Annotated in this window: 13 protein-coding genes; 4 read left to right on the top strand and 9 right to left on the bottom strand. The window is 68.1% G+C overall.

Annotation, left to right across the window (positions count from 1 at the left end):
* Positions 1–20: 20 nt before the first annotated feature.
* The 6 genes from DBR34_RS05790 to DBR34_RS05765 all read right to left on the bottom strand — a co-directional run bounded on the left by DBR34_RS05790 (position 21) and on the right by DBR34_RS05765 (position 9643).
* Positions 21–2090: a PAS domain-containing protein gene (locus tag DBR34_RS05790; protein ID WP_128096065.1), complete on the bottom strand. Its 2070-nt coding sequence runs from the start codon at positions 2088–2090 to the stop codon at positions 21–23.
* Positions 2080–3591, bottom strand: coding sequence for an ATPase domain-containing protein (locus DBR34_RS05785; protein WP_258223699.1), 1512 nt, complete (start codon positions 3589–3591; stop codon positions 2080–2082). The genes DBR34_RS05790 and DBR34_RS05785 overlap by 11 nt, the downstream gene beginning before the upstream one ends.
* A 108-nt stretch (positions 3592–3699) precedes the next feature.
* Positions 3700–4080 carry an SseB family protein gene (locus tag DBR34_RS05780; protein ID WP_128096063.1) on the bottom strand — a complete coding sequence of 127 codons (381 nt, stop codon included), beginning with the start codon at positions 4078–4080 and terminating at the stop codon, positions 3700–3702.
* Positions 4081–4239: 159 nt separating this feature from the next.
* Positions 4240–5955 carry an alpha-amylase family glycosyl hydrolase gene (locus DBR34_RS05775; protein ID WP_128096062.1) on the bottom strand — a complete coding sequence of 572 codons (1716 nt, stop codon included), beginning with the start codon at positions 5953–5955 and terminating at the stop codon, positions 4240–4242.
* The gene (locus tag DBR34_RS05770; RefSeq protein WP_128096061.1) at positions 5955–7442 is read right to left on the bottom strand and encodes an MFS transporter; all 1488 of its coding nucleotides are present in this window, start codon (positions 7440–7442) and stop codon (positions 5955–5957) included. The genes DBR34_RS05775 and DBR34_RS05770 overlap by 1 nt, the downstream gene beginning before the upstream one ends.
* Positions 7439–9643 carry a Six-hairpin glycosidase-like protein gene (locus DBR34_RS05765; protein WP_128096060.1) on the bottom strand — a complete coding sequence of 735 codons (2205 nt, stop codon included), beginning with the start codon at positions 9641–9643 and terminating at the stop codon, positions 7439–7441. The genes DBR34_RS05770 and DBR34_RS05765 overlap by 4 nt, the downstream gene beginning before the upstream one ends.
* A gap of 274 nt (positions 9644–9917) precedes the next feature.
* On the opposite strand from DBR34_RS05765, the gene DBR34_RS05760 reads away from it, so the two are divergent.
* Together DBR34_RS05760 and DBR34_RS05755 are read left to right on the top strand one after the other, a co-directional pair.
* A complete protein-coding gene (locus tag DBR34_RS05760) occupies positions 9918–11987 on the top strand; it encodes a glycoside hydrolase family 97 protein (RefSeq protein WP_128096059.1) in 2070 nt (689 codons plus the stop codon).
* Between the two features lie 259 nt (positions 11988–12246).
* Positions 12247–15006, top strand: a complete 2760-nt coding sequence (locus DBR34_RS05755) for a TonB-dependent receptor (RefSeq protein WP_181393906.1) — start codon at positions 12247–12249, stop codon at positions 15004–15006.
* 478 nt (positions 15007–15484) lie between these two features.
* Here DBR34_RS05755 and DBR34_RS05750 read toward each other — a convergent pair whose 3' ends face one another.
* Positions 15485–17098 carry an alpha-glucosidase gene (locus tag DBR34_RS05750; RefSeq protein ID WP_128096057.1) on the bottom strand — a complete coding sequence of 538 codons (1614 nt, stop codon included), beginning with the start codon at positions 17096–17098 and terminating at the stop codon, positions 15485–15487.
* A 306-nt stretch (positions 17099–17404) separates the two neighbouring features.
* Between DBR34_RS05750 and DBR34_RS05745 the strand changes: the two genes are divergently transcribed.
* The gene (locus DBR34_RS05745; RefSeq protein WP_128096056.1) at positions 17405–18403 is read left to right on the top strand and encodes a polyprenyl synthetase family protein; all 999 of its coding nucleotides are present in this window, start codon (positions 17405–17407) and stop codon (positions 18401–18403) included.
* 135 nt (positions 18404–18538) lie between these two features.
* Here DBR34_RS05745 and DBR34_RS05740 read toward each other — a convergent pair whose 3' ends face one another.
* Positions 18539–19339: a dienelactone hydrolase family protein gene (locus DBR34_RS05740; protein ID WP_128096055.1), complete on the bottom strand. Its 801-nt coding sequence runs from the start codon at positions 19337–19339 to the stop codon at positions 18539–18541.
* A 212-nt stretch (positions 19340–19551) separates the two neighbouring features.
* Here DBR34_RS05740 and DBR34_RS05735 point away from each other — a divergent pair, with 212 nt between their 5' ends.
* On the top strand, positions 19552–20151 hold the full coding sequence (locus tag DBR34_RS05735) for an SMI1/KNR4 family protein (protein WP_128096054.1): 600 nt from the start codon (positions 19552–19554) through the stop codon (positions 20149–20151).
* A 56-nt stretch (positions 20152–20207) separates the two neighbouring features.
* Here the strand turns inward: DBR34_RS05735 and murD are convergent.
* Positions 20208–21375, bottom strand: a 1168-nt coding sequence (murD, locus tag DBR34_RS05730) for a UDP-N-acetylmuramoyl-L-alanine--D-glutamate ligase (RefSeq protein WP_128096053.1), incomplete at its 5' end; no start/stop codon positions are given.

Here is a 21375-nt window from a genome sequence, read left to right as displayed (position 1 = left end):
CGCCATCCTCCATGCCCCCATCAGACTGTCTTGGACACCTGCGCCTCCGCCATCGACTGGCGTACTGCAGCACTGAATGCGTCCAGCAGGAAGGGTTTGGCGATCATCGCCATGCCAGCCTCCAGGAACGATGCACGCTCCTGAGCCTTCTCGGCATAGCCGGTCATGAACAGCACCGGCAACGTCGGGCGGGACTGTCGCGCGATCTCGGCCAGCTGGCGACCGTTGAGCCCGGGTAGGCCGACGTCGGTAACAAGCAGGTCGATGCCGCGCGATGACTGCAGGATCGGAATCGCGCCATTGGCATCGCCCACCACCTCCACCTGGTAACCCAGGTCTTCCAGCACCACGGTCACCAGCATGCGGACCTGCTCGTCGTCCTCGACTACCAGGATGGACTGGCCCGCACCCAACGCCACCACGGCCGCAGCCACCGGTTCGACCGGCCCGCTTGCCGCTTCGGCCAGCGGGATATACAGCGAAATGGTGGTGCCCTGGCCGGGCACCGAGTCGATGGCGATGTGACCACCGGACTGCTGCATGAAGCCATACACCATCGACATGCCCAGGCCGGTGCCCTTGCCGATCGGCTTGGTGGTGAAGAACGGCTCGAACGCGCGCTCCACCACCTCCGGCGGCATGCCGGTGCCGGTGTCGGCCACCCCGACCACGGCGTAGACGCCGGCGGGTATGGTGGCCGACACGCCCTCGCCCACCCGCACCAGCGACGTGCTGAGTTCCAGCTGGCCGCCATTGGGCATCGCATCGCGTGCATTGATTGCCAGGTTCAGCACCGCGCTTTCGAACTGGTTGGTGTCCAGCGCGGCATGCAGCGGATCGGCCGCCAGCCGGGTCTGGATGTGCACCGTTTCGCCCAGGGTGCTGCGTAGCAGGTGCTGCAGCGAACCCACCAGTTCATTGAGCTCCACCGGCTTGGAATCCAGCGACTGCCGGCGCGAAAACGCGAGCAGGCGCTGGGTCAGGCTGGCCGCACGCTGGCTGGACGCGGTGGCGGTATCCAGGAAGCGCTCCAGGTCGTCGTAGCGGCCCTTCTCAAGCCGCAGCCGCACGATGTCCAGCGCCGACAGGATGCCGGTGAGCATGTTGTTGAAGTCGTGCGCGATACCACCGGTGAGCTGGCCGATGGCCTCCATCTTCTGCGACTGGCGCAGCGCGGCCTCGCTGGCTTCGCGCGCGGCCATCTGCGCTTCCAGCTCGCGGGTGCGCTGGGCCACCATCACCTCCAGCTGCTGGGCGTGTTGCCGGCTGACCTCCAGCGCCACCTTGGAGGCGGTGATGTCGGTGACGAACACATGGAAGCCGTCGGGGCTGCCATCGGCGCCGAAGCGCGGCGAGTAGCGCACCTCCACGTCGCGGCGGCGCCCATCCCGGCGCGGCCAGCTGGCCTCGAACAGCGACTCGCGCCCGGCCAGGGCACGCGCCATCGCCGGCTTGCGCGACTCCCACGCCTCGGGGCCGATCACCGCGCTGACGTGCTGGCCGATGACCTTGCCGACCGGCAGATCGAACCATGCCTCGTAGGCTTTGTTGGCAAACCGGTAATGCAGCGAGCGGTCGACGAAGGCGATCAGCACCGGCATGGCGTCGGCGATCAGGCGCAGCTCGGCTTCGCTGCGGACCAATGCCACGCGGCTGTCGGCGAGCGCCTGCATCTGGTCGCGCACCACGTACTGCTTCTCGCGCGCACGCAGCGCGCCCTGCACGGCGCTGAGCAGCGAGATGCTGCCCAGCGGACGGTCCAGCTCGACCACGTTGAGCGCGCGCGGCAGCAGCCCTTCGGCGGGCGAGCGGCGGTGCGCGCGCGGCGAACGCAGCAGGATGAATGGCAGATCGGACCAGGTGGGTTGCCCGGCCAGCGCAGCCAGCAACGCGTCGGTGCCGCTGGCCACGGCTTCTTCGGTCACCAGGACGGCGCCGGCGTGCGCATCGAGCACGCTGGCCAATACGGCAAGGCTGGGCGAGACGGCGGTACTCAGCCCCGCACTGCGCAGCACCGCGGCGATGCTGTCGGCATCGCGTCCGAACGGCGCAACGATGTGCACCACACCCGCACCGCCGTCATCCGGCATAGGGATGGCCCAGGAGCGCTGCGCTGTCGCCCACGAATTCCGGAGTGCCGGTCAGGATCCCCTTGAACTCTTTCAGCGGGCCGCTCAGCGACAGCCCGCGGCCGTCGATCTTGAGCTCGCGGATGGTGTCCTCGTGCGCACCGCCGCGGTTCTTTATCACCGAGATCGCCTTGCGGATCCGTCCCTGCGCTTCAAAGAAGCGGAACAGGATCACCGCATCGGCGATGTAGGACACGTTGAGATTGCCCGTGGACATGGTGCCCACCAGACCGTGCTGCGGGTTGACCAGGAACGTGACCACGCCCTTCTGGTTGAGGTAGGACAACATCTCGTGCAGCTGCAGCATGAGCTGCTTTTCCTGCGGCATGGCCGCCACGTAGCCGTTGAGGCTGTCGATCATCAGCACGCTGCAACCGCGCTCCTCGACCGCCCGCTGGATGTTCCAGGAAAACTCGCCGGGCGAGATGTCGGCCGGGTCCATCTGCATGATTTCCAGCTGGCCCGACTCCAGGTGGCGGTGCAGGTCGATGTCCAGTGCCCTGGCCCGCGCCAGCAGCGTGCCCACGCGCTCGTCGAACTCGAAGATGCAGCAGCGCTCGCCGCGCTCGCAGGCGGCCCAGATGTACTGCAGCGCCACGTTGGTCTTGCCGCTGCCGGCCGGGCCGGTCAGCAGCGTGCAGGTGCCACGCAGGGGACCGCCGCCGAGCAGGTTGTCGATCTCGTCCACGCCACTGCCGATCGGCGTGCCGTGGAACTGGTCGTGGTGCTGGTTGGCGATCAGGCGCGGGAAGACGTCCAGGCCACCGGCGCGGATCACCATGTCGTGGTAACCGGCCACGAAGTCCACGCCGCGCAGCTTCTGTACCTGCAGGCGGCGTCGGGCGGGGCCGAAGTCCAGGGTCAGCCGTTCCAGCGACACCACGCCATGGCACAGGCTGTGCAGCTGCCCGTCGCGGTCTTCCGCCGTGGAGGTGAGGTCATCGACCAGGAACACGGTGGTGCTCTTGGGCGCGAAGAACTGCTTCAACGCCAGGATCTGGCGACGGTAGCGCAGCGAATCCTGCGCCAGCAGCCGCAGCTCGGAGAGCGAGTCGAACACCACCCGGCTGGGCCCGATGCGTTCCACTTCGCCCAGGATCAGGTTGACCGTTTCATCCAGCTCCACTTCCCACGAATGCAGCACCGACTGCAGCCGGCCGTTGCCCAGCGCGTCCTCGGCCGAGCCCAGTTCGAACAGGTGCAGCCCGTCCAGCGACCACCCGTGCGCACTGGCGACTTCGCGCAGTTCTTCGGCGGTCTCGGACAGGGTGATGTACAGGCAGCGCTCGCCCTGCTTGAGCCCCTGCAGCAGGAACTGCAGCGACAGCGTGGTCTTGCCCGACCCGGGCGGGCCTTCCAGCAGGTACAGCCGCCCTTGCGGGAAGCCGCCGCGGAGGATCTGATCCAGGCCCTGGATGCCGGTGGTGACGCGGGAGATTTGTGTCTGCATAGATTCGCCAATTTCGACGCGGCGAGTCTAGCAACGGGTTCTGTGTAGAAATTGTGTGACCGGCTCCTCGCGACGAGGGCTGATTAAGTAATGTCGATGCCGCGTAAAAGCGGCCATCGATCAACCAAAATCCTTCAGAATCTCGCCGGTCCCCGCCGCTGAGAGCTCCAGCCCCAGCCGCGTGCCCGGGTTGACCACCACGCCGTAGCCGCCGGGTACGCGCTTGAGCACCTCGATCATCTGCATGCGGATCGTATGCGGCGCCTGCTGGCTGTGGAAACCCACGCGCGCCATGTCGGTGAACACGGCCACGTGCAGCACGCCCTGCTTGTCGAACAGCAACGGGTCAAATCCGCTGCCGTCCGGCGTGACCAGGCTGCCGGTGAGCAGCACCACCTCGGAGGCCACGAAGGCCTTCATGAACAACCCGATCGGCAACTGGCCGTCCATTGCGGACTGCAGCAGGGTCTCGATCGGGGTTTGCGGGGGCAGTTCGGTCATGGGCAGCATGTCGGGACGTGGCGGGCCGGAATTGTACCGGTAGTGCCGGCCGCTGGCCGGCATCACGACTGCGCCACGGTCTCCCGGGAGCCGGCCAGCGGCCGGCATCACGACTGCGCCACAGTGTCCCGGGAGCCGGCCAGCGGCCGGCACTACCGGTCAGCGGGCCAGGCGCGCGCTGCGCGCCTGCTGGTCGGCGACGGCACGCTGCAGTTCGGCCTGCAGGTCCCGCTGCTTCACCGGGGCATCCAGCACAAACACCTTCACCCCATGCGCCGGCACCTCAACCTTCAGGCTGCCGCGCACCTGCTGGCTGCCCCCGTCCAACGCATCGCGCCACTGGCCCGGCTGCAGGTAGCGGCGGACCTCCATGCTGCGTGCGGCGTCGCCCTTGTTGAGCAGTACCAGTGCGGTCTGGGTGGTGTCGCCGTGCTGGAGCACGCGGAAGAACACCGCTTCGTCACCCTGCAGGCGCTCATTGACCTGCAGGCCGCGCTGCAACGCCGGGGTCGCCTCGCGCAGGGTGGCGATGCGCTGCAGCGGGCCGAAGATCGGGCTCTGCGGCGCGGCATCCACGCGCGGCTGGCCGAAGTAGGCGCGGTTGCCGGCGTGCTCGGCGCGGCTGCGCATGAAGCCGGTTTCCGAGCCGTAGTACAGCACCGGAATACCGCGCGCGGTGAACAGCCAGTTGTGCGCGTCGATGAAGCCGGCGTCGGTAGCATCCAGACGCGCCATGTCGTGGTTGTCGTAGAAGCTCATCAGCTCATACGGGTTGGCGTACGGACCGCCCACCAGGTGCAGCGGTTCGGCCAGCGTCTCGAAGCCCTTCTGCTCCGTGCCGAACACCGACGACAGCGCGCCGCGCAGCGGGAAATCCAGCACGCTGACGTTGGCGTTGGCCGGCCAGGTGTGCTCGGCGATCTTGCCGGCGTCGTAGTCGAACGCCTCGCCGAACATGAACATGCCCGGGTGCGCGGCGCGGATGCGGCCCACGAATTCGTGCCACCACGGGTGCGGCAGCCAGCCGATGGTGTCGATGCGCAGCGCGTCCACGCCCTGCGCGGTCCACTGCAGGTAGGCGCCCACCAGGTAGTCCATCACCGCCGGGTTGTGCTCGTTGAAGTCGGACAGCTCGGCCAGGTTGCCGTCGAAGATCGAGCCGTGCTTGCCGTCGACCGGGCCGATGCTGTTGTAGAACGCGTGCAGCCGGTTGTGCGTCGGATCGAGCTGCTGCGGCGGCAGGTTCTGGTGGTCGGCGATCAGGGTGCCGTCCTTGTCGAAGATCTGGCCGAACTGCGGCTGGCGCGTCGGCATGGTCCAGGCAGGCGACCCGTGGTTGCCCACGATGTCCAGCACCACCTTCAGCTTGGCCGCGTGCAGGCCCCGGGTGAGCCCGGCGAAGTCCAGGTCGGCGCTGGGCAGGTGCTCGTCCAGCGTGTAGAAATTGACGCCCCAGTAGCCGTGGTAACCGGTCTTGCCGCGGTCGGTCAGGGTGCTGGTGCAACTGATCGGCTTGCTGCCGGTGAAGGCCTCGTCGGGGTTGTCCACGATCGGGGTGATCCACACGGCGCCAAAGCCCAGTTTGCGGATGTAGTCGGCATTGTCGAGGACGCCCTTGAAGTCGCCGCCGAGGTAGCCGATGTTGCCGTCCACCTTGTCCGGGCACGGCACCGGGATGTCGAAGGTGCGGTGTTTGCCGCCCTGGTCGCGGTGGTCATTGGACGGATCACCGTTGACGAAACGATCGGTCACCACGAAGTACACCGCATCGCTGGCGAACGGCTCGGTGGTACCGATGTAGTCCGGGCGCGGCCCGGCCATGGCCTGGCCGGCGGAGAGAACAAGCAGGACAGCAACAGACAACGCACCACGCATCACACCACCTCCGGACGGGACGGAACCCGCAGCACGCACAGACCGGCCACCAGCAGGCTGCAGCCGCCCAGCACCAGCACATGCATGGGCTGGCCACCCAGCCAGGCACGCAGGGCGAAGCCGAGCGCGCTGGCAGCCACCAGCTGCGGGATCACGATGAAGAAATTGAAAATGCCCATGTACACGCCCATCTTGGCCGCCGGCACGCTGTCGGACAGCAGTGCGTACGGCAGCGAGAGGATCGAGGCCCAGGCAAAGCCCACGCCGACCATCGACAGCAGCAGCCAGCGCGGATCGTCGATGAACATCATCGAGATCAGTCCCGCGCCGCCCAGCCACAGGTTGAGCAGATGGCTCCAGCGCAGCCCGAGCGCGCGCACCATCGGCGGAATCAGCAGCGCTGCCAGCGCCGCGAAGCCGTTGTAGGCCCCGAACAGCACGCCCACCCAGTTGGCGCCTTCGTTGTAGGCCGCCGACTCGGTCTCGGTCGCACCGAAGTGGACGCCGGCCACCGCGCGGGTGGTGAAGATCCACATCGCAAACAGCGCGAACCACGAGAAGAACTGCACCCAGGCCAGCCGCCGCATGGTGGTCGGCATGGTGCGCAGGTCGCCCACGATCTGCGCCAGCATGTGGGTGCCGGGCAGCACCCGCGCCAGGCCCAGCAGCACGCCGTAGGCGGCACACAGGCCGGCCAGCACGTACAGCATCTTGTCGCCCTGGCGCCAGGCGATCAGCCCGGCCAGTACCACGCCCACCCCCAACCACAGCGCCGCCTGGTGCCAGGGTGCCGGCCCGCGTACGGCGGCAGCGGTCTGGTGCGCGGGCGGCTCGGCATCGGCGAACCCGGCCAGTTCGGCGGGCGCGTACTCGCGGGTGCTGAACACCGTCCAGCAGATCGCCGCCAGCAGCACCACCGCGCCCACGTAGAACGCATAGCGCACGGTGTCGGGCACCTGCCCTGCCCCGGCGGTGTTGGCCACGCCGAAGTGCGCCAGCACGAAGGGCAGGAAGCTGGCCACGATCGCGCCGATGCCGATGAAGAAACTCTGCATGGCGTAGCCGGTCGGCCGTTGGCGTGGCGCCAGCTGGTCGCCGACGAAAGCACGGAACGGCTCCATCGACACGTTGATCGAGGCATCCAGCACCCACAACGTGCCGGCGGCGATCCAAAGCGTGGGCGAGTTGGGCATCACCAGCAGCGCCAGCGTGGTCAGCACCGCGCCGATCATGAAGTAAGGGCGACGCCTGCCCCAGCGGGTCCAGGTGCGGTCGGACCAGTAGCCGATCACCGGCTGCACCAGCAACCCGGTCAGCGGCGCGGCGATCCACAGCCCGGGCACGGCGTCCATCGGCGCACCGAGGGTTTCGAAAATGCGGCTGGCATTGGCGTTCTGCAGCGCGAACCCGAACTGGATGCCCATGAAGCCGAAGCACATGTTCCAGATCTGCCAGAACGACAGGGTGGGCTTGTCGGGGCGGCTCATCGTGCATCCCCGTCGGTGGCGGCAATCGGCGCGATCAGCAGCGCGCTGACCGTAGCCTGGTTGAGCACGCCGTCGCGCCCGCCCTTGCCGCCGTTGTAGGTGGCAAAATGCGCCAGTGCGCTCATGTTGAAACCCTCTTCCAGCGCGAACCGACAGCGCCCGCCGGACAGATCGAATTCGGCGGCGGTGGAATCCTGCGGACCCACGCTGTGCGGCATCGCCACGCTGGCACGCTGCACCGGCTGGCCCGGGCACTGCACCACCAGCTGCTTCACCGCAGCGGTCACGCCGGTGTTGATCGGCCCATTGGGGTTGTCGTAGCGCAGGCGTACGCGTACCCGGGTGGGGTTGGTCGCGGTCCAGTTCCACGCGGCGGCACCGCGCAGACGCTGTTGCGGCCCGATGCAGGTGGTCGGGCTGTGCAGCGATTCAAGCGCGCCCTCGCGGCGGGTAAAGCTCAGACAGTGCTCGTGGCCATCGTCGGTGAGCAGCAGCGGCGAGGTGCCGGTAACGGGGCGACCATCGCGCCACAGCACGTGGTTGGCCGGGATCGCAATCGACCACGCCGTCCCGCGCGCGGTGGGTGTCGGTGCGGCGGGCGTGGCAGGGGCGTAGGCGGTTGCAGAGCCCGAAGCCGCCGGGCGTGGCCCGGCTCTCCCTGGGGCGGGTGCCTGGGCCATCAACTGCACGGTGACGGTGTTGCCCTGGCGCACGACCGTCTTTGCCACCAGCAGGTCGCCGTCCGACGTGCGCGGGCGCGTGAGGACGTAGCGGCGCTGGCCGTCGTCCAGTTCGATGCTGCGGCGCGCACCGAACAGTTGCGGTACCAGCGCGGTCGGCAGTTTGGGGGCCACCGTGCCGTCGGCCTCCACGCCGAACACGCCTTCCAGCACCATCGACAGGTAGCCGGCCACCGACCACAGCTGGCGCGGCGAATTGACCACCGGGCCACTCAATGCGCCCTCGTCGACATGTACGGCCAGGCGGCGCATCTCGTAGTTTTCCATGTTGGAGCCGGCCAGCGCGCTGCCGCGCATCAGTGAGTCGATCTCCAGCTGGATACGGGCGGCATCGTCCAGCCGGCGCGCGGCGCGCAGCGAGTACGCACTGACGAAGGGCCAGACCGCGCGGTTGTGGTAGATCGGCTGCTGCGCTTCCTGCGGCCACACCACCGGGCTGCCGCCCTCCACCGCCGGGTAGGCGGCCAGCGCGCGGCGGGCGCGGTCGGCCGGGAACACGTCGGCCAGCACGCCCAGCGAGAGCGCCAGCAGGTCGTACTTGGCATAAGGCACCGGGTGCGCGGCGTCGCCGATGTAGCTCATGTACATGCCGGCATCTTCGCGCCAGAAGCGCGCGTCGATCTGCGTGGCCAACGCGTCGGCCCAGCCGGCGTACGCGCTGGCGCGGGCGTCGCCGCGGGCGCGCGCCAGCTGCTCGGCCAGGCGCAGCGCCTGGTAGTGCAGCACGTTGGTGGACAACGCGAACGAATCACCGATGAAGCGGACGTCCTGGCGGGTCCAGTCCGGGTAGGTCTGTTCGCGCCAGTCCAGGAACGAGGTCTCGCCGCGGTACAGGCCGATGTGCGCATCGAACACTGCTGCGCGGTCCTGCGCCAGCGTGGCCTGCAGCGCCTGCCAGGTCTGCTCGGCGAACGCCGGGTCATCCAGCAGGTGGCGTGCAGCCAGGAACCACACCACCCGGTCGCTGCTGATCGGCCAGCTGCCGCCGGAGCCGGTGTCCTGGGCCACGAACAGCCCCGGGGTGTGCCCGTCGCGCGCGGGCGACAACTTGAACTGCAGCGACTGCCGGGTGCGTTGCGTGTCCAGCCGGGCCAGCGCGAGGTCGGCCGCGAAGCTGACATCGCGGGTCCACACGTAAGGCCAGCGCTCCCCGGTCTGCAAGCAGTCGCACGGCACCGGGTTGCCCTGGTTGAACGCCGGGTCGCGGATCGCATCCACGCGGTCGGCGTCCATTTCCTGCTGGGCGAGCGCGAACAGGGCATCGAACAGCACGCTGTCGGTGCGGCTGCGCATTGGCTGGGCGGCAATGGCCACCGTCTGGCCGGCGGCCTGCAGGCGGAAGCCACCCTCGGCGGCCGTGTCGGCGCGCGCGGTGCGGCCGTCGAAGGTCAGGTCCGCCGCGGTTGCGGTCGAACCCGGCGCCAGCCCAAGGGCAGCGGTCAGGCAGATCATCTTCAGCATCGAAGCGGCTACCCGGCTTGCGCCCGGCGCCTCCCTCCCTCTTTGCACGCGTTGTGGTTACGCAACGCACGGTGCCGGCCAAGGTCGGCACCTCCCGGTCAGTCCACCGGTGTGGCGTTGCGCGCGCGGCCCCCTCCCAGGGTGCCTGGCCCCATGGTAGACGGCAGGCTCCGGTACGCGCCGCCTTGCATACGTATTCATGGCGCAGCGGCGGGACGACCGGAACGGCGTGGCTATAGTCCGAGCCAGACAACGGCCGCCTTGGGAGGGGAAAATGCCGACGAAACACCCGCATTCACTGCGTGGATCACGCACCACCACCGGCTTGCCCTGGCTGGCTGCCGCTGTGTTGCTGCTGGCCTTCGGCGCGGCCGCCGAACCTGTCACGGTGGCCAGCGTAGCCTCGCCGGGCAACGTGCTGCGGGTGTCGGTGCAGCTTGATGGCGGCACCCCCAGCTACCAGGTGGAACGCTTCGGCGAGACGGTGGTGGCACCGTCGCGGCTGGGGTTCCAGCTGCGCGACGGCCGGCTCGACCGCGACCTGGAGGTGCTCGGCCAGCACACGCGTACGTTCGATGAGACCTGGGAACAGCCCTGGGGCGAGCGCCGCCGGGTACGCAACCACTACAACGAAGTGGTGGTGCAGCTGGGCGAGCGCAGCGGGGCCAAGCGCCGCTTCGAGGTGGTGTTCCGTGCCTTCGATGACGGGGTGGGCTTCCGCTACCGCTTCCCCACGCAGCCCGGCCTGCGCGAGGCGATCATCGACGACGAACTGACCGAATTTGCGATCGCCCCGGCCGCCACCGCCTGGTGGATTCCGGCCGGCGAGCCGATCCACTACGAATACCTGTACCAGCGCACGCCGCTGGACCAGGTGCCGTTGGTGCATACCCCGATCACCCTGCGCAGCAAAGACGGCCTGCACATCGCCATCCATGAGGCCGCCCTGGTCGACTATGCGGGCATGTGGCTGCGCCGCAGCGACGGCCAGCGCCTGCGCGCGCAGCTGTCGCCGTCGGCCGAGGGCTGGAAGGTACGCCGCAGCCTGCCCTTCGATACCCCGTGGCGCACCCTGCAGATCAGCGACCGCGCCGGTGGGCTGGTGGAATCGGACCTGATCCTCAATCTCAACGAACCCAACGCGCTGGGCGATGTGAGCTGGGTGAAGCCGTCCAAGTACCTGGGGGTGTGGTGGTCGATGCACCTGGACCACGAAAGCTGGGCCACCGGTCCCCGGCATGCGGCCACCACCGCCAAGACGAAAAAGGTGATCGACTTCGCCGCCGCGCACGGCTTCCGCGGCGTGCTGGTGGAAGGCTGGAACCCCGGCTGGGACGGCAACTGGGTGGGCAACGGCTACGACTTCGACTTCACCCGGCCCACGCCCGACTTCGATATCGAGGCGCTCTCGGCTTACGGCGCGAAGAAGGGCGTGCACCTGATCGGCCACCATGAAACCGGCTGCGCCATCGAGCATTACGAAGACCAGCTGGGCGCCGCGCTGGACCTGTACGCGCGGCTGGGCGTGGATGCGTTCAAGAGCGGCTATGTCTGCGACGACGGCCAGGTGGACCGGCGCAACCCGGCCGGCGGCCCGCTGTGGCGCGAGTGGCACGACGGCCAGTTCATGGCCCGCCACCACCTGAAGGTGGTGCAGGAAGCGGCCAAACGCCACATCGCGGTGAACCCGCACGAGCCGATCAAGGACACCGGGCTGCGCCGCACCTACCCCAACTGGATCTCGCGCGAAGGCGCGCGCGGCATGGAGTACAACGCCTGGGGGCAGCCGCCGAACCCACCCGAGCACGAGGTCAACCTGGTGTTCACGCGCATGCTGTCCGGGCCGATGGACTACACCCCCGGCATCGTCAGCCTGAAGGGGCGCGGTGGCCAGGCCATCCCCAGCACACTGGCGCGGCAGCTGGCGTTGTACGTGGCGATCTACAGTCCGATCCAGATGGCCGCCGACCTGCCCGAACACTACCTGCAGCACCGCGAGGCGTTCCGCTTCATCGAGGACGTGGCGGTGGATTGGGAGGACAGCCGCGTGCTCAACGGCGAAGTGGGCGACTATGTGACGATCGTGCGCAGGGACCGCAACAGCCGCGACTGGTTCCTGGGCAGCATCACCGACGAACACGGCCGCGTGCTGCCGGTATCGCTGGGCTTCCTGGACCCGGGCGTGCGCTACCGCGCCGAGATCTACCGTGACGGCGACGATGCGGATTTCCGCAGCAACCCGTTCGCCTTCGTGCGCGAAACCCGCGAGGTCACCAGCGCCGATGCACTGACGCTGGTGCTTGCGCCGGGCGGCGGCGAGGCGATCCGCTTCACCCCGCTGTAGACCTGACCAGAGGTCTCGACGTAGCCCATGACGGGTATCCACGGTTTGCATGGCAAACCGTGGCGCGGCAGCGCGAATGCGATGACGCACCTGTAACCGATTCCAACGCTGCAAATGCCATTGAATACGTATGCAGGGTGGTTCCCGCAGCCGACCCGCTGCCTACCATAGCCACGCAGTCAACGGCCACCGTGCCGTGACGCTCCCGGGTCTCCGGGCAACCAAAAAATCGATTGGCAACATTGCCTGGGAGGGGAAAATGTTGAACCGCAAGCGCAGCGCGCTGAGTATCGCGCTGGCCGTCGCCCTGACGCCGTTGATGGCGTCGGCGCAGACCGCCGAACCCACTACCGCCACCCCGCCGACCGGGACTGCGGCCACCAACCTGGACACCGTGCAGGTCACCGGCATCCGCCGCGGCATCGAGAACGCCATTGCGATCAAGCAGGACGCCACCTCGGTGGTCGAGGCGATTTCGGCCGAAGACATCGGCAAGCTGCCCGACGTGAGCATCGGCGAATCCATCTCGCGCCTGCCCGGCCTGGCTGCCCAGCGCGTGGCCGGCCGCGCCCAGGTGATCAGCGTGCGCGGCCTGTCGCCCGACTTCGCCACCACCCTGCTCAACGGGCGTGAAGTGGTCAGCACCGGCGACAACCGCAGCGTCGAGTTCGACCAGTACCCCTCGGAACTGGTCAATGGCGTGGTGGTGTACAAGACCCCCGATGCGGCGCTGGTCGGCCAGGGCCTGTCGGGCACCATCGACATGCAGACCGCGCGCCCACTGAGCTTCGCCGAGCGCGTGATCGCCATCAGCGGCCGCTACCAGAAGAGCTCGCTGGGCAAGGCGGCCAACGTGGATCCCTACGGCAACCGCTTCAGCGCCAGCTACATCGACCAGTTCATGGACAACACCTGGGGTGTTGCGATCGGCTACGCGCACAGCGACATGCCGATCCAGGAAAACCAGGTGGGCCTGTACGAGCCGTGGACCACCGAGCAGACCGACCAGGGCAACCGCCCCGGGCTGGCGCCGGGCACGGTGTTCTCCGACGGCATCAAGGCGCTGCGCCGCACCGGCAACACCAAGCGCGACGGCGTGATGGCCACCGTGCAGTTCCGTCCGTCCAACGTGTGGACCAGCACCCTGGATGCGTTCCACACCGAAGCCGAGCAGATCGACACCGCCAACCAGTTCGAGCTCAATCTCAGCAACTACAACGGCAACTACACCCCGGGCCTGCTGATCAGCAACCCGCAGGTCAACGCCGATGGCACCTTCACCGGCGGCGTGGCCAGCGGCGTGTATCCGCTGGTGCGCGGCATGTACAACAAGCGCAAGGACAAGATCGACGCGTTTGGCTGGAACAACGAGTTCAACTTTGAATCGGTCAAGGTGGTGGCGGACGTCAACTACTCCAAGGCGACCCGCAACGAGCTGAACCTGGAAAGCAACCTGCAGCTCACGCCGATGCCGCAGCTGGATACGGTGGGCGTGGTGGTCAACCCGAACGGGTTCTCGCAGATCACCCCGGGCCTGAACTACTCCAACCCCGATGCGCTGTTCCTGACCAACACCATCTACGGCTCGGGCTACGGCAAAGTGCCGCAGGTGGACGACCGCCTGAAGGCCGCACGCCTGCAGGCGACCTTCGCGCTGCCCGAGGCGCTGAAGTGGTTCGCCGACGTGGACGTGGGCGTCAACTACGCCGACCGCCGCAAGGACAAGACCCAGGCCGAGGGCAACATCCTGCTCGGCGACCAGGGCGATGCGAGTATCGCCGGCGACCTGCAGTACCGCCCGGTCAACCTGGGCTTCGCCGGGCTGGGCTACATTCCGGCCTGGAACGTGCCGGGCGCGGTGGACCGCTACATGGTGTTCAACCCGGTCACCAACCTGGACTACCTGATCCCGAAGGCATGGACGGTGCAGGAAAAGACCAGCACGGCCTGGGTGCGCGCCAATATCAACACCGACATCGGCGAAGTGGGCGTGCGCGGCAACATCGGCGTGCAGATGGTGCGCACCGACCAGAGTTCGCAGTCCAACTACTTCGACCGGTCGCGTCCGGCCGGCCAGGAAGTGCTGCCGATCGATGCGGGCAAGACCTACACCGACTGGCTGCCGAGCTTGAACCTGGTGTTCATGTTCCCGCACCAGCAGACGCTGCGCTTCGCCGCAGCCAAGCAGGTGGCACGCCCGCGCGTGGACCAGATGCGCGCCGGCCTGGAGTTCGGCGTGGATACGGCCACCGGCAAGCCGGGCGGCAGCGGCGGCAACCCGCTGCTGGATCCGTGGCGCGCCAATGCACTGGACCTGTCGTATGAGAAGTACTTCGGCGAGAAGGCCTACGTTGCGGCGGCGATCTTCTACAAGGACCTGAAGTCGTACGTGTACACGCAGTCGCGCGACGACTACGATTTCAGCGACCTGCTGGCCAGCTACGTGATTCCGCCGGGCATGACCGCCCCGCTGCTGACCACCGGCACGTTCTCCTCGCCGGAAAACGGCAAGGGCGGCAAGCTGAAGGGGCTGGAGCTGACGGCGTCGTTCCCGCTGGACATGTTCACCGACACGCTGCGCGGCTTCGGCGTGCAGGCCAGCGCGACGTTCAATGACAGCAACATCCAGATCCTGGACCCGGAAAGCGCGTCCAGCGTGGGCAGCGATCCGATCAGTCTGCCGGGGCTGTCCAAGCGGGTGTACAACTTCACGGCGTACTACGAGCGCAGTGGGTTCGAGGCCCGTGTGAGCCAGCGCCGGCGGTCGGACTTCATTGGCGAGATCGGCAACTTCAACGGCAACCGCACGCTGCGCTACGTGGTGGGCGAGAACGTGACCGACGCGCAGATCAGCTACACCTTCGCCGACGACAGCAGCCTGCACGGGCTGACGTTGCTGCTGCAGGGAAGCAACCTGACCAACGAGCCGTACCGCACCTATGCCGGCACCAAGGACCGCCCGCTGGAATACATCGAGTGGGGCCGCACCTACATGCTGGGCGTGAACTACAAGTTCTGATCCTGCGGTAGCCGCACCAACAGAAACCCCGCTGCTTCGGCAGCGGGGTTTTTTGTTGTGCCATGAACGTTAACGGCGGTCTGTGGGTCGGGCACTGGGTCCCGATACCCTTTCCGGCGAATGTCCTCCGGCGTCGGCCTGCGGCCGCCCCCTCCCCCTTTATTTCGCCTCCAAGGGCATCGAGACCCAGCGCCCGACCCACAGACCAGCGCCAGAAAGGCCTCGCTTCCTGCTGCGCACCGCGAGCCGAGCCCCGTAGCCGTCGGTAGGCCCCTGGGCAAAATAAAGGAGGAGGCCGCCAAAGCGGCCGGGGGACATTTGCGCCAGGGGCCTACCGGCGGCTACGGGGCCCTTCGGATCGCGACGCGCCCGAAAGGCGACACCACCGCATCCACAGTGCCCCTGGACCTGGGAGAGGACACAAAAAAAAGGGCGAGGCCATCAAGCCCCGCCCTCTCAATTACCACCGGAAATCGAATCAGCCCAGGCGCGCGCAGTACATCGACTGCGCCGGCAGCACCAACGTCCCGCCGTCGGCATGGCCCACGTCCGGGCCCGGCACGTGCATCGGCTGCCAGCGGCCGGCGGGCAGCACCACGCGCGCGGTGTCGGCCGCCAGGTTGAACGCCAGCAGCAGCGTCTCCCCCGCATGCCGGCGCGCGAACATCAGCACCGGCTCGGCCGTGTGCAGGAATTCGATGTCGCCCACCAGCAGCGTCGGCATCGTCTTTCGCCACGCCAGGAACTGGCGGAACGCGTTCAACACCGAGTGCGGGTCATGCTCCTGCACCGCCACCGCCGCGGCGCGGTGCTCGGCCGGGATCGGCAGCCACGGCTCACCGCTGGTGAACCCTGCCAGCGGCGCATCGATCCACGGCATCGGCGTGCGGCAGCCGTCGCGGCCCTTGAAGTTCGGCCAGAAGGTGATGCCGTAGGGGTCCTGCAGCGCCTCGAACGGCACGTCCGCCTCGCCCAGGCCCAGTTCCTCGCCCTGGTACAGGCAGATCGAGCCACGCAGCGAACACAGCAGCGCCACCAGCATCCGCGCCAGCCGCGGCTGCGCCGGATGGCCGCCCCAGCGGGTCACCGCGCGCTCCACGTCGTGGTTGGAGATCGCCCAGCACGGCCAGCCTTCGGTCATCGTCGCTTCCAGCCGCGACACGGTGTCGCGGATGTAGCCGGCGCTGAAATCCTTCACCAGCAGCTCGAAGCTGTAGCCCATGTGCAGCCGGCCCGGCGCGGTGTACTCGGCGGTGGTGGCCAGCGAGTCCTCGGCGGAGATCTCGCCCAGGCTCACCGTCCCCGGGTACGCGTCCAGCAGCCCGCGCAGGCGCTCGATGAAGCCGATGTTCTCCGGCTGGGTGTTGTTGTAGTAGTGGTACTGGTAGGCGTACGGATTGTCCGCGCTGAACCCCCGGCCCACGCGCTTTTCCAGCGGCTTGGCCGGGTTGTCGCGCAGCTGCGCGTCGTGGAAGCAGAAGTTGATCGAGTCCAGGCGGAACCCGTCCACGCCCCGGTCCAGCCAGAAGCGCACGTAGTCCAGCGTGGCCTGCTGCACCGCCGGGTTGTGGAAATCCAGGTCCGGCTGGTCGGCCAGGAAGTTGTGCAGGAAGTACTGCTCCCGGCGCGGTTCCCATTGCCAGGCCACCCCGCCGAAGATCGACATCCAGTTGTTGGGCGGCGTGCCATCCTCGCGCGGGTCGGCCCACACGTACCAGTCCGCCTTCGGATTGGTGCGGTCCTGGCGGCTCTCGCGGAACCAGGCATGGTCGATCGAGGTGTGGCTGAACACCTGGTCGATCATCACCTTCAAGCCCAGCGCGTGCGCCTTGGCCAGCAGCCGGTCGAAATCGGCCAGCGTGCCGAACAGCGGGTCCACGTCGCGATGGTCGGCGATGTCGTAGCCGAAATCGGCCATCGGCGAGGTGAAGAACGGCGACACCCAGATGGCGTCCACGCCCAGCGCGGCCACGTAGTCCAGCCGGTCGATGATGCCGGGCAGGTCACCTACCCCGTCGCCATTGGCGTCGAGGAAACTGCGCGGGTAGATCTGGTAGATGACGGCACCGCGCCACCATGGAGTCTGCGACATCGAGGGCCCCCCTCCGGGCTTCCATGCACCCGCCGAACGGGGTGCCAAAACGAACCCGACAAGCTTAGCCCTGCACCTTCGGCGATGGCGCTGCATGCATACGTATTCACGTCACACGCCCCGTTGGCGCGCGCTGGGCCGGCCTGCGGAGCCACCGGCCGACCGGACCATGGGCGGGCCCACCCGGTGTCCTTCCGGCGTGCCGGCTGGCCACCCGCCCACCGGCCAGCGGGTCGTGGCCGGCCTTCGCGGGCGAAACACGACGGCACCGCCTATAATTAAGGTCAAGCCTGAAAGTCAGACCGCATGACCATCACCGAAGACACCCGCCCCGCGCTGGGCCTGCCCCAGATCCAGACGCTCGCCGCGACCGACATGGCCGCCGTCGATGCGCTGATTCGCCGCCGACTGTCCTCGGATGTCGTGCTGATCAACCAGATCGCCGACCACATCATCTCCGCCGGCGGCAAGCGCCTGCGGCCGATGCTGGTCATGCTGGCCGGCCACGCGGTGGGCCAGGCCGGCCCCGAGCACCACCAGCTGGCGGCGATCATCGAGTTCATCCACACCTCGACCCTGCTGCACGACGACGTGGTGGACGAATCCAACCTGCGCCGCGGCCGCAGTACCGCCAATGCCCTGTGGGGCAACGCGCCGAGCGTGCTGGTGGGCGACTTCCTGTACTCGCGCAGCTTCCAGCTGATGGTCGAACTGGACCGCATGCCGGTCATGCGGATCCTGGCCGACACCACCAACCGCATCGCCGAAGGCGAGGTGCTGCAGCTGCTGCACGTGCATAACCCCGACACCGACGAAGCGGCCTACCTGCGGGTGATCGAGCGCAAGACCGCCGTGCTGTTCGCGGCCGGCACCCGCCTGGGCGCGCTGGCCAGCGGCGTCGATGACGCCACCCAGCAGGCGCTGTACGACTACGGCATGGCGCTGGGCTATGCCTTCCAGATTGCCGATGACGTGTTGGATTACTCGGCCAACGCCGACGAACTGGGCAAGAACCTCGGCGACGACCTGGCCGAAGGCAAGGCCACGCTGCCGCTGATCCACGCCATGGCGCACACCGATGCGACCACCCGCGAGCGCCTGCGTGCGATCGTGCAGAACGGCGATGCCGAGGCCATGCCCGAAGTGCTGGCCGCCATCCACGCCACCGGCGGCCTGGAATACAGCCGCGCCCGCGCCGTGGAATACGCCGATGCCGCCGAGCGCGCGCTCGACGGCCTGGCCGACAACGATGCCGTGGCCGCCCTGCGCGGGCTGGCCCGTTACGCGGTGCAGCGCTCGCATTGACGGGGGGCGTGCCGCCCCCACGGTCGTAATCCTCCGAGGTAGAGCCGACCGTTGGTCGGCTACCCTTCGCCCCAGCACCTCGATAACCGCTGGCTGCACCGCGCCCTGCGCGGTGCAGCCGACCCACGGCCGGCTCTACCGGCGTCGTGTCTCGAACCGCTCCTCGAAGAATTCGTCCAGCGCCTTCCAGGCGCGCTTGGCGGCGCGTTCGTTGTACAGGCACCCCGGCGGGCTGTTGGCGTCGGCTTCGGCGAAGCAATGCACCGCGCCGCTGTAGTTGGTGAATTCCCAGTCGACCTTGGCGGCATTCATTTCCTGCTCGAAGCTGGCGATGTCGTCCTTGCTCACGCCCTTGTCGTCGGCGCCATTGAGCACCAGCACCGAGGGATGGGTGCCACCGGCCTTGGCCGGCAACGGTGAGCCCAGCCCGCCGTGCAGGCTGACCACCCCGGCCAGCGGTGCGCCGGCCCGGGCCATTTCCAGCACGGTGGTGCCACCGAAACAGAAGCCGACCGCGCCGATCCGCGACGCATCCAGCGGCGCCTTGCCGGCCTGGGCCTTGAGCACGTCGATGGCCTTCAACGCGCGCGCCCGCAGCACCGGGCGCTCGTTGCGCAGCTTGGTCGCCACCGGCCCTGCCTCGGCGTCGGTCTTCGGGCGCACGCCCTTGCCGTACACATCGGCCACCAGCACCACGTAGTCGTCGCCGGCCAACTGCTTGGCCTTGGCGATGGCCGAGTCATTGACGCCCTTCCAGTTGGGCACCATCACCAGCCCGGGGCGTTTGTCGCTGTCGCCGTCGTCATAGACCAGCACGCCACTGAAGGTGGTGCCGTCCAACTGCCATTCCACCGGCTGGGTCTTCATTGCCGCCATCGACGGCAGCGCCACCATCCCCAACAGCACCGCCGCTCCCCACCGCCATTGCCTGACCATGCGCCTGCTCCTCCGGATAAGAACCCCGAGTGTAGGACGACCAGGCGAACACCCCGTGTAGAGCGGGGCTCTGCCCCGCTGCGCACACCCCGTAGAGCGGGGCTCTGCCCCGCGGCCGTTCCGTACCAAGCGCAATCCGAAGCAGCGGGCCAGAGCCCCGCTCTACGAAAATCTGGCACCCTTGTCGGCCGCTTCTGCACGGCTGCTGCGCCATGACGCTTGTCGATCGCTTCCTCACCGGCCTGGTGCCCCGCCTGCCCGACGACGAAGTCCCCATGTGGGCCTGGACCGAAGGGGCCAGCGCCACAGACCGGCAGCGCCTGCGTGCCCGTTGGCCGCAGGTGCCCGACAGCCTGGTGGACCTGCTGGGCCGAATTGATGGCACCCATTACCGCGCCTACCCCGGCGGTGAGGTCTGCGTGCCGATGCTCGGCTCGGACCTGGGCAGCTACCCGTATTACCTGCGGTCGATCGAACAGATATTCGAAGACACCGCCCAGTGGGACAGCTGGGGCGAGAGCATCCGCTCGATCTACGAGGAATGGCTGGAGGAAGACGCCGACATCCTGGGCGCGGGCATTGATGCCGACCTGCCGATGGGCCAGCGCCTGTGCTTCGCGCACTGCGTCAACAATGGCGGCACCTCGATGCTGTACCTGGATTTCGATCCCGCGCCCGGCGGCGTTGTCGGCCAGGTGGTGCGCTACCTGCATGACCCGGACAGCTATGTGGTGATCGCGCCGAATTTCGATGCGTACCTGCAGCAGTTGATCGAGGGCGAGTACCTGTTCATGGGGGATCAGGACGGGTGATGCATTGAGGCCCGGCGGGATGGGCAAGCGCGACGGCAGCCGACCAACGGTCGGCTCTACGCGATGCCGATGCCGGCGATGGCGGTGATCGCCTCCGGGTCGAACCCGGCCAGTGCGGCGAAGTGGCGGCCGCGTGCCACGTAGTCGCGGTACACCCCGTAACTGGGCGCGCCCGGCGACATCAACACCACCCCGCCCTGCCCGCCCAGTGCGGTGCGGGCCAGTTGCATCGCCTCGGCCAGGTCAGCCGCCGCATGCAGCCCGAAGCGGCCGGCATCGGCCAGCGGTTGCAGCAGTGCATGGATGCGCGGGCCGTTGGCCCCCATCGTGATGATCTCCACCGGCGGCACGTCGTGGGCCATGTGCTGCACGAAGTCGTGCCAGTCCAGTCCGCGGTCATGCCCGCCCACCAGCAGCGCGATGCGCTGCCCGGCGAAACAGTCCAGCGCGGCCAGGCTGGCGTGCGGGGTGGTGCTGATGGAATCGTTGACGAACGTCAGGCCATCACGCGTACCCACGGTCTGCAGGCGATTGGGCAGCGGGCGGAAGTCCTGCACGGCCGGTGCCAGCGCCGCCGCGTCCAGCCCCAGCGCCTCCAGCGCGGCCAGCACCGCGCACAGGTTGCCGCGGTTGTGCCGCCCGGGCAGGGGCGTGTTGGCGGTATCGAATACCGCGTGTTCGCCGCGATACACCACCTCACCCCGCATGTGCCAACCCTGCGGCTGGTTGAACCACACCACCTGGCTGTATGGCAGCGACAACGCGGCCAGGTGCGGATCGGCGGCATTGAGCACGGCGATGCGCGGCTGCGCCTCGGTCACCAGGCGCAGCTTGTCGGCGATGTAGCGCGCTTCACTGCCGTGCCAGTCCAGGTGTTCGGGAAACAGGTTCAGCACGATCGCCACCTGCGGGTGCGCGCCACTGCGCGCGACCTCGCCGGTCTGGTAGCTGGACAACTCCACCGCCCAGTACTGCGGCGCCGGCTGCGGGTCCAGCACTTCCAGCAACGGCAGGCCGATATTGCCCACCAGCGCGGTGCGCGCGCCGGACGCGCGCAGCAGGTGCGCCAGCAGCGAGGTGGTGGTGCTCTTGCCCTTGGTCCCGGTCACGCACACGGTGTCCTGCACGGTGCCATCGGCCGCGGCGTGCTCGGCAAACCAGAGCGAGGTGCCGCCGATGAACTGCGTGCCCGCCGCCGTGGCGTGCAGGGCCGCCTCGCCATAC

This window comes from Stenotrophomonas sp. HMWF003 (assembly GCF_003061285.1).
Taxonomy (GTDB): domain Bacteria; phylum Pseudomonadota; class Gammaproteobacteria; order Xanthomonadales; family Xanthomonadaceae; genus Stenotrophomonas; species Stenotrophomonas maltophilia_AP.
Note: the sequence above shows the minus strand (reverse complement) of the source record. Positions and strands in the feature narration are given on the sequence as shown.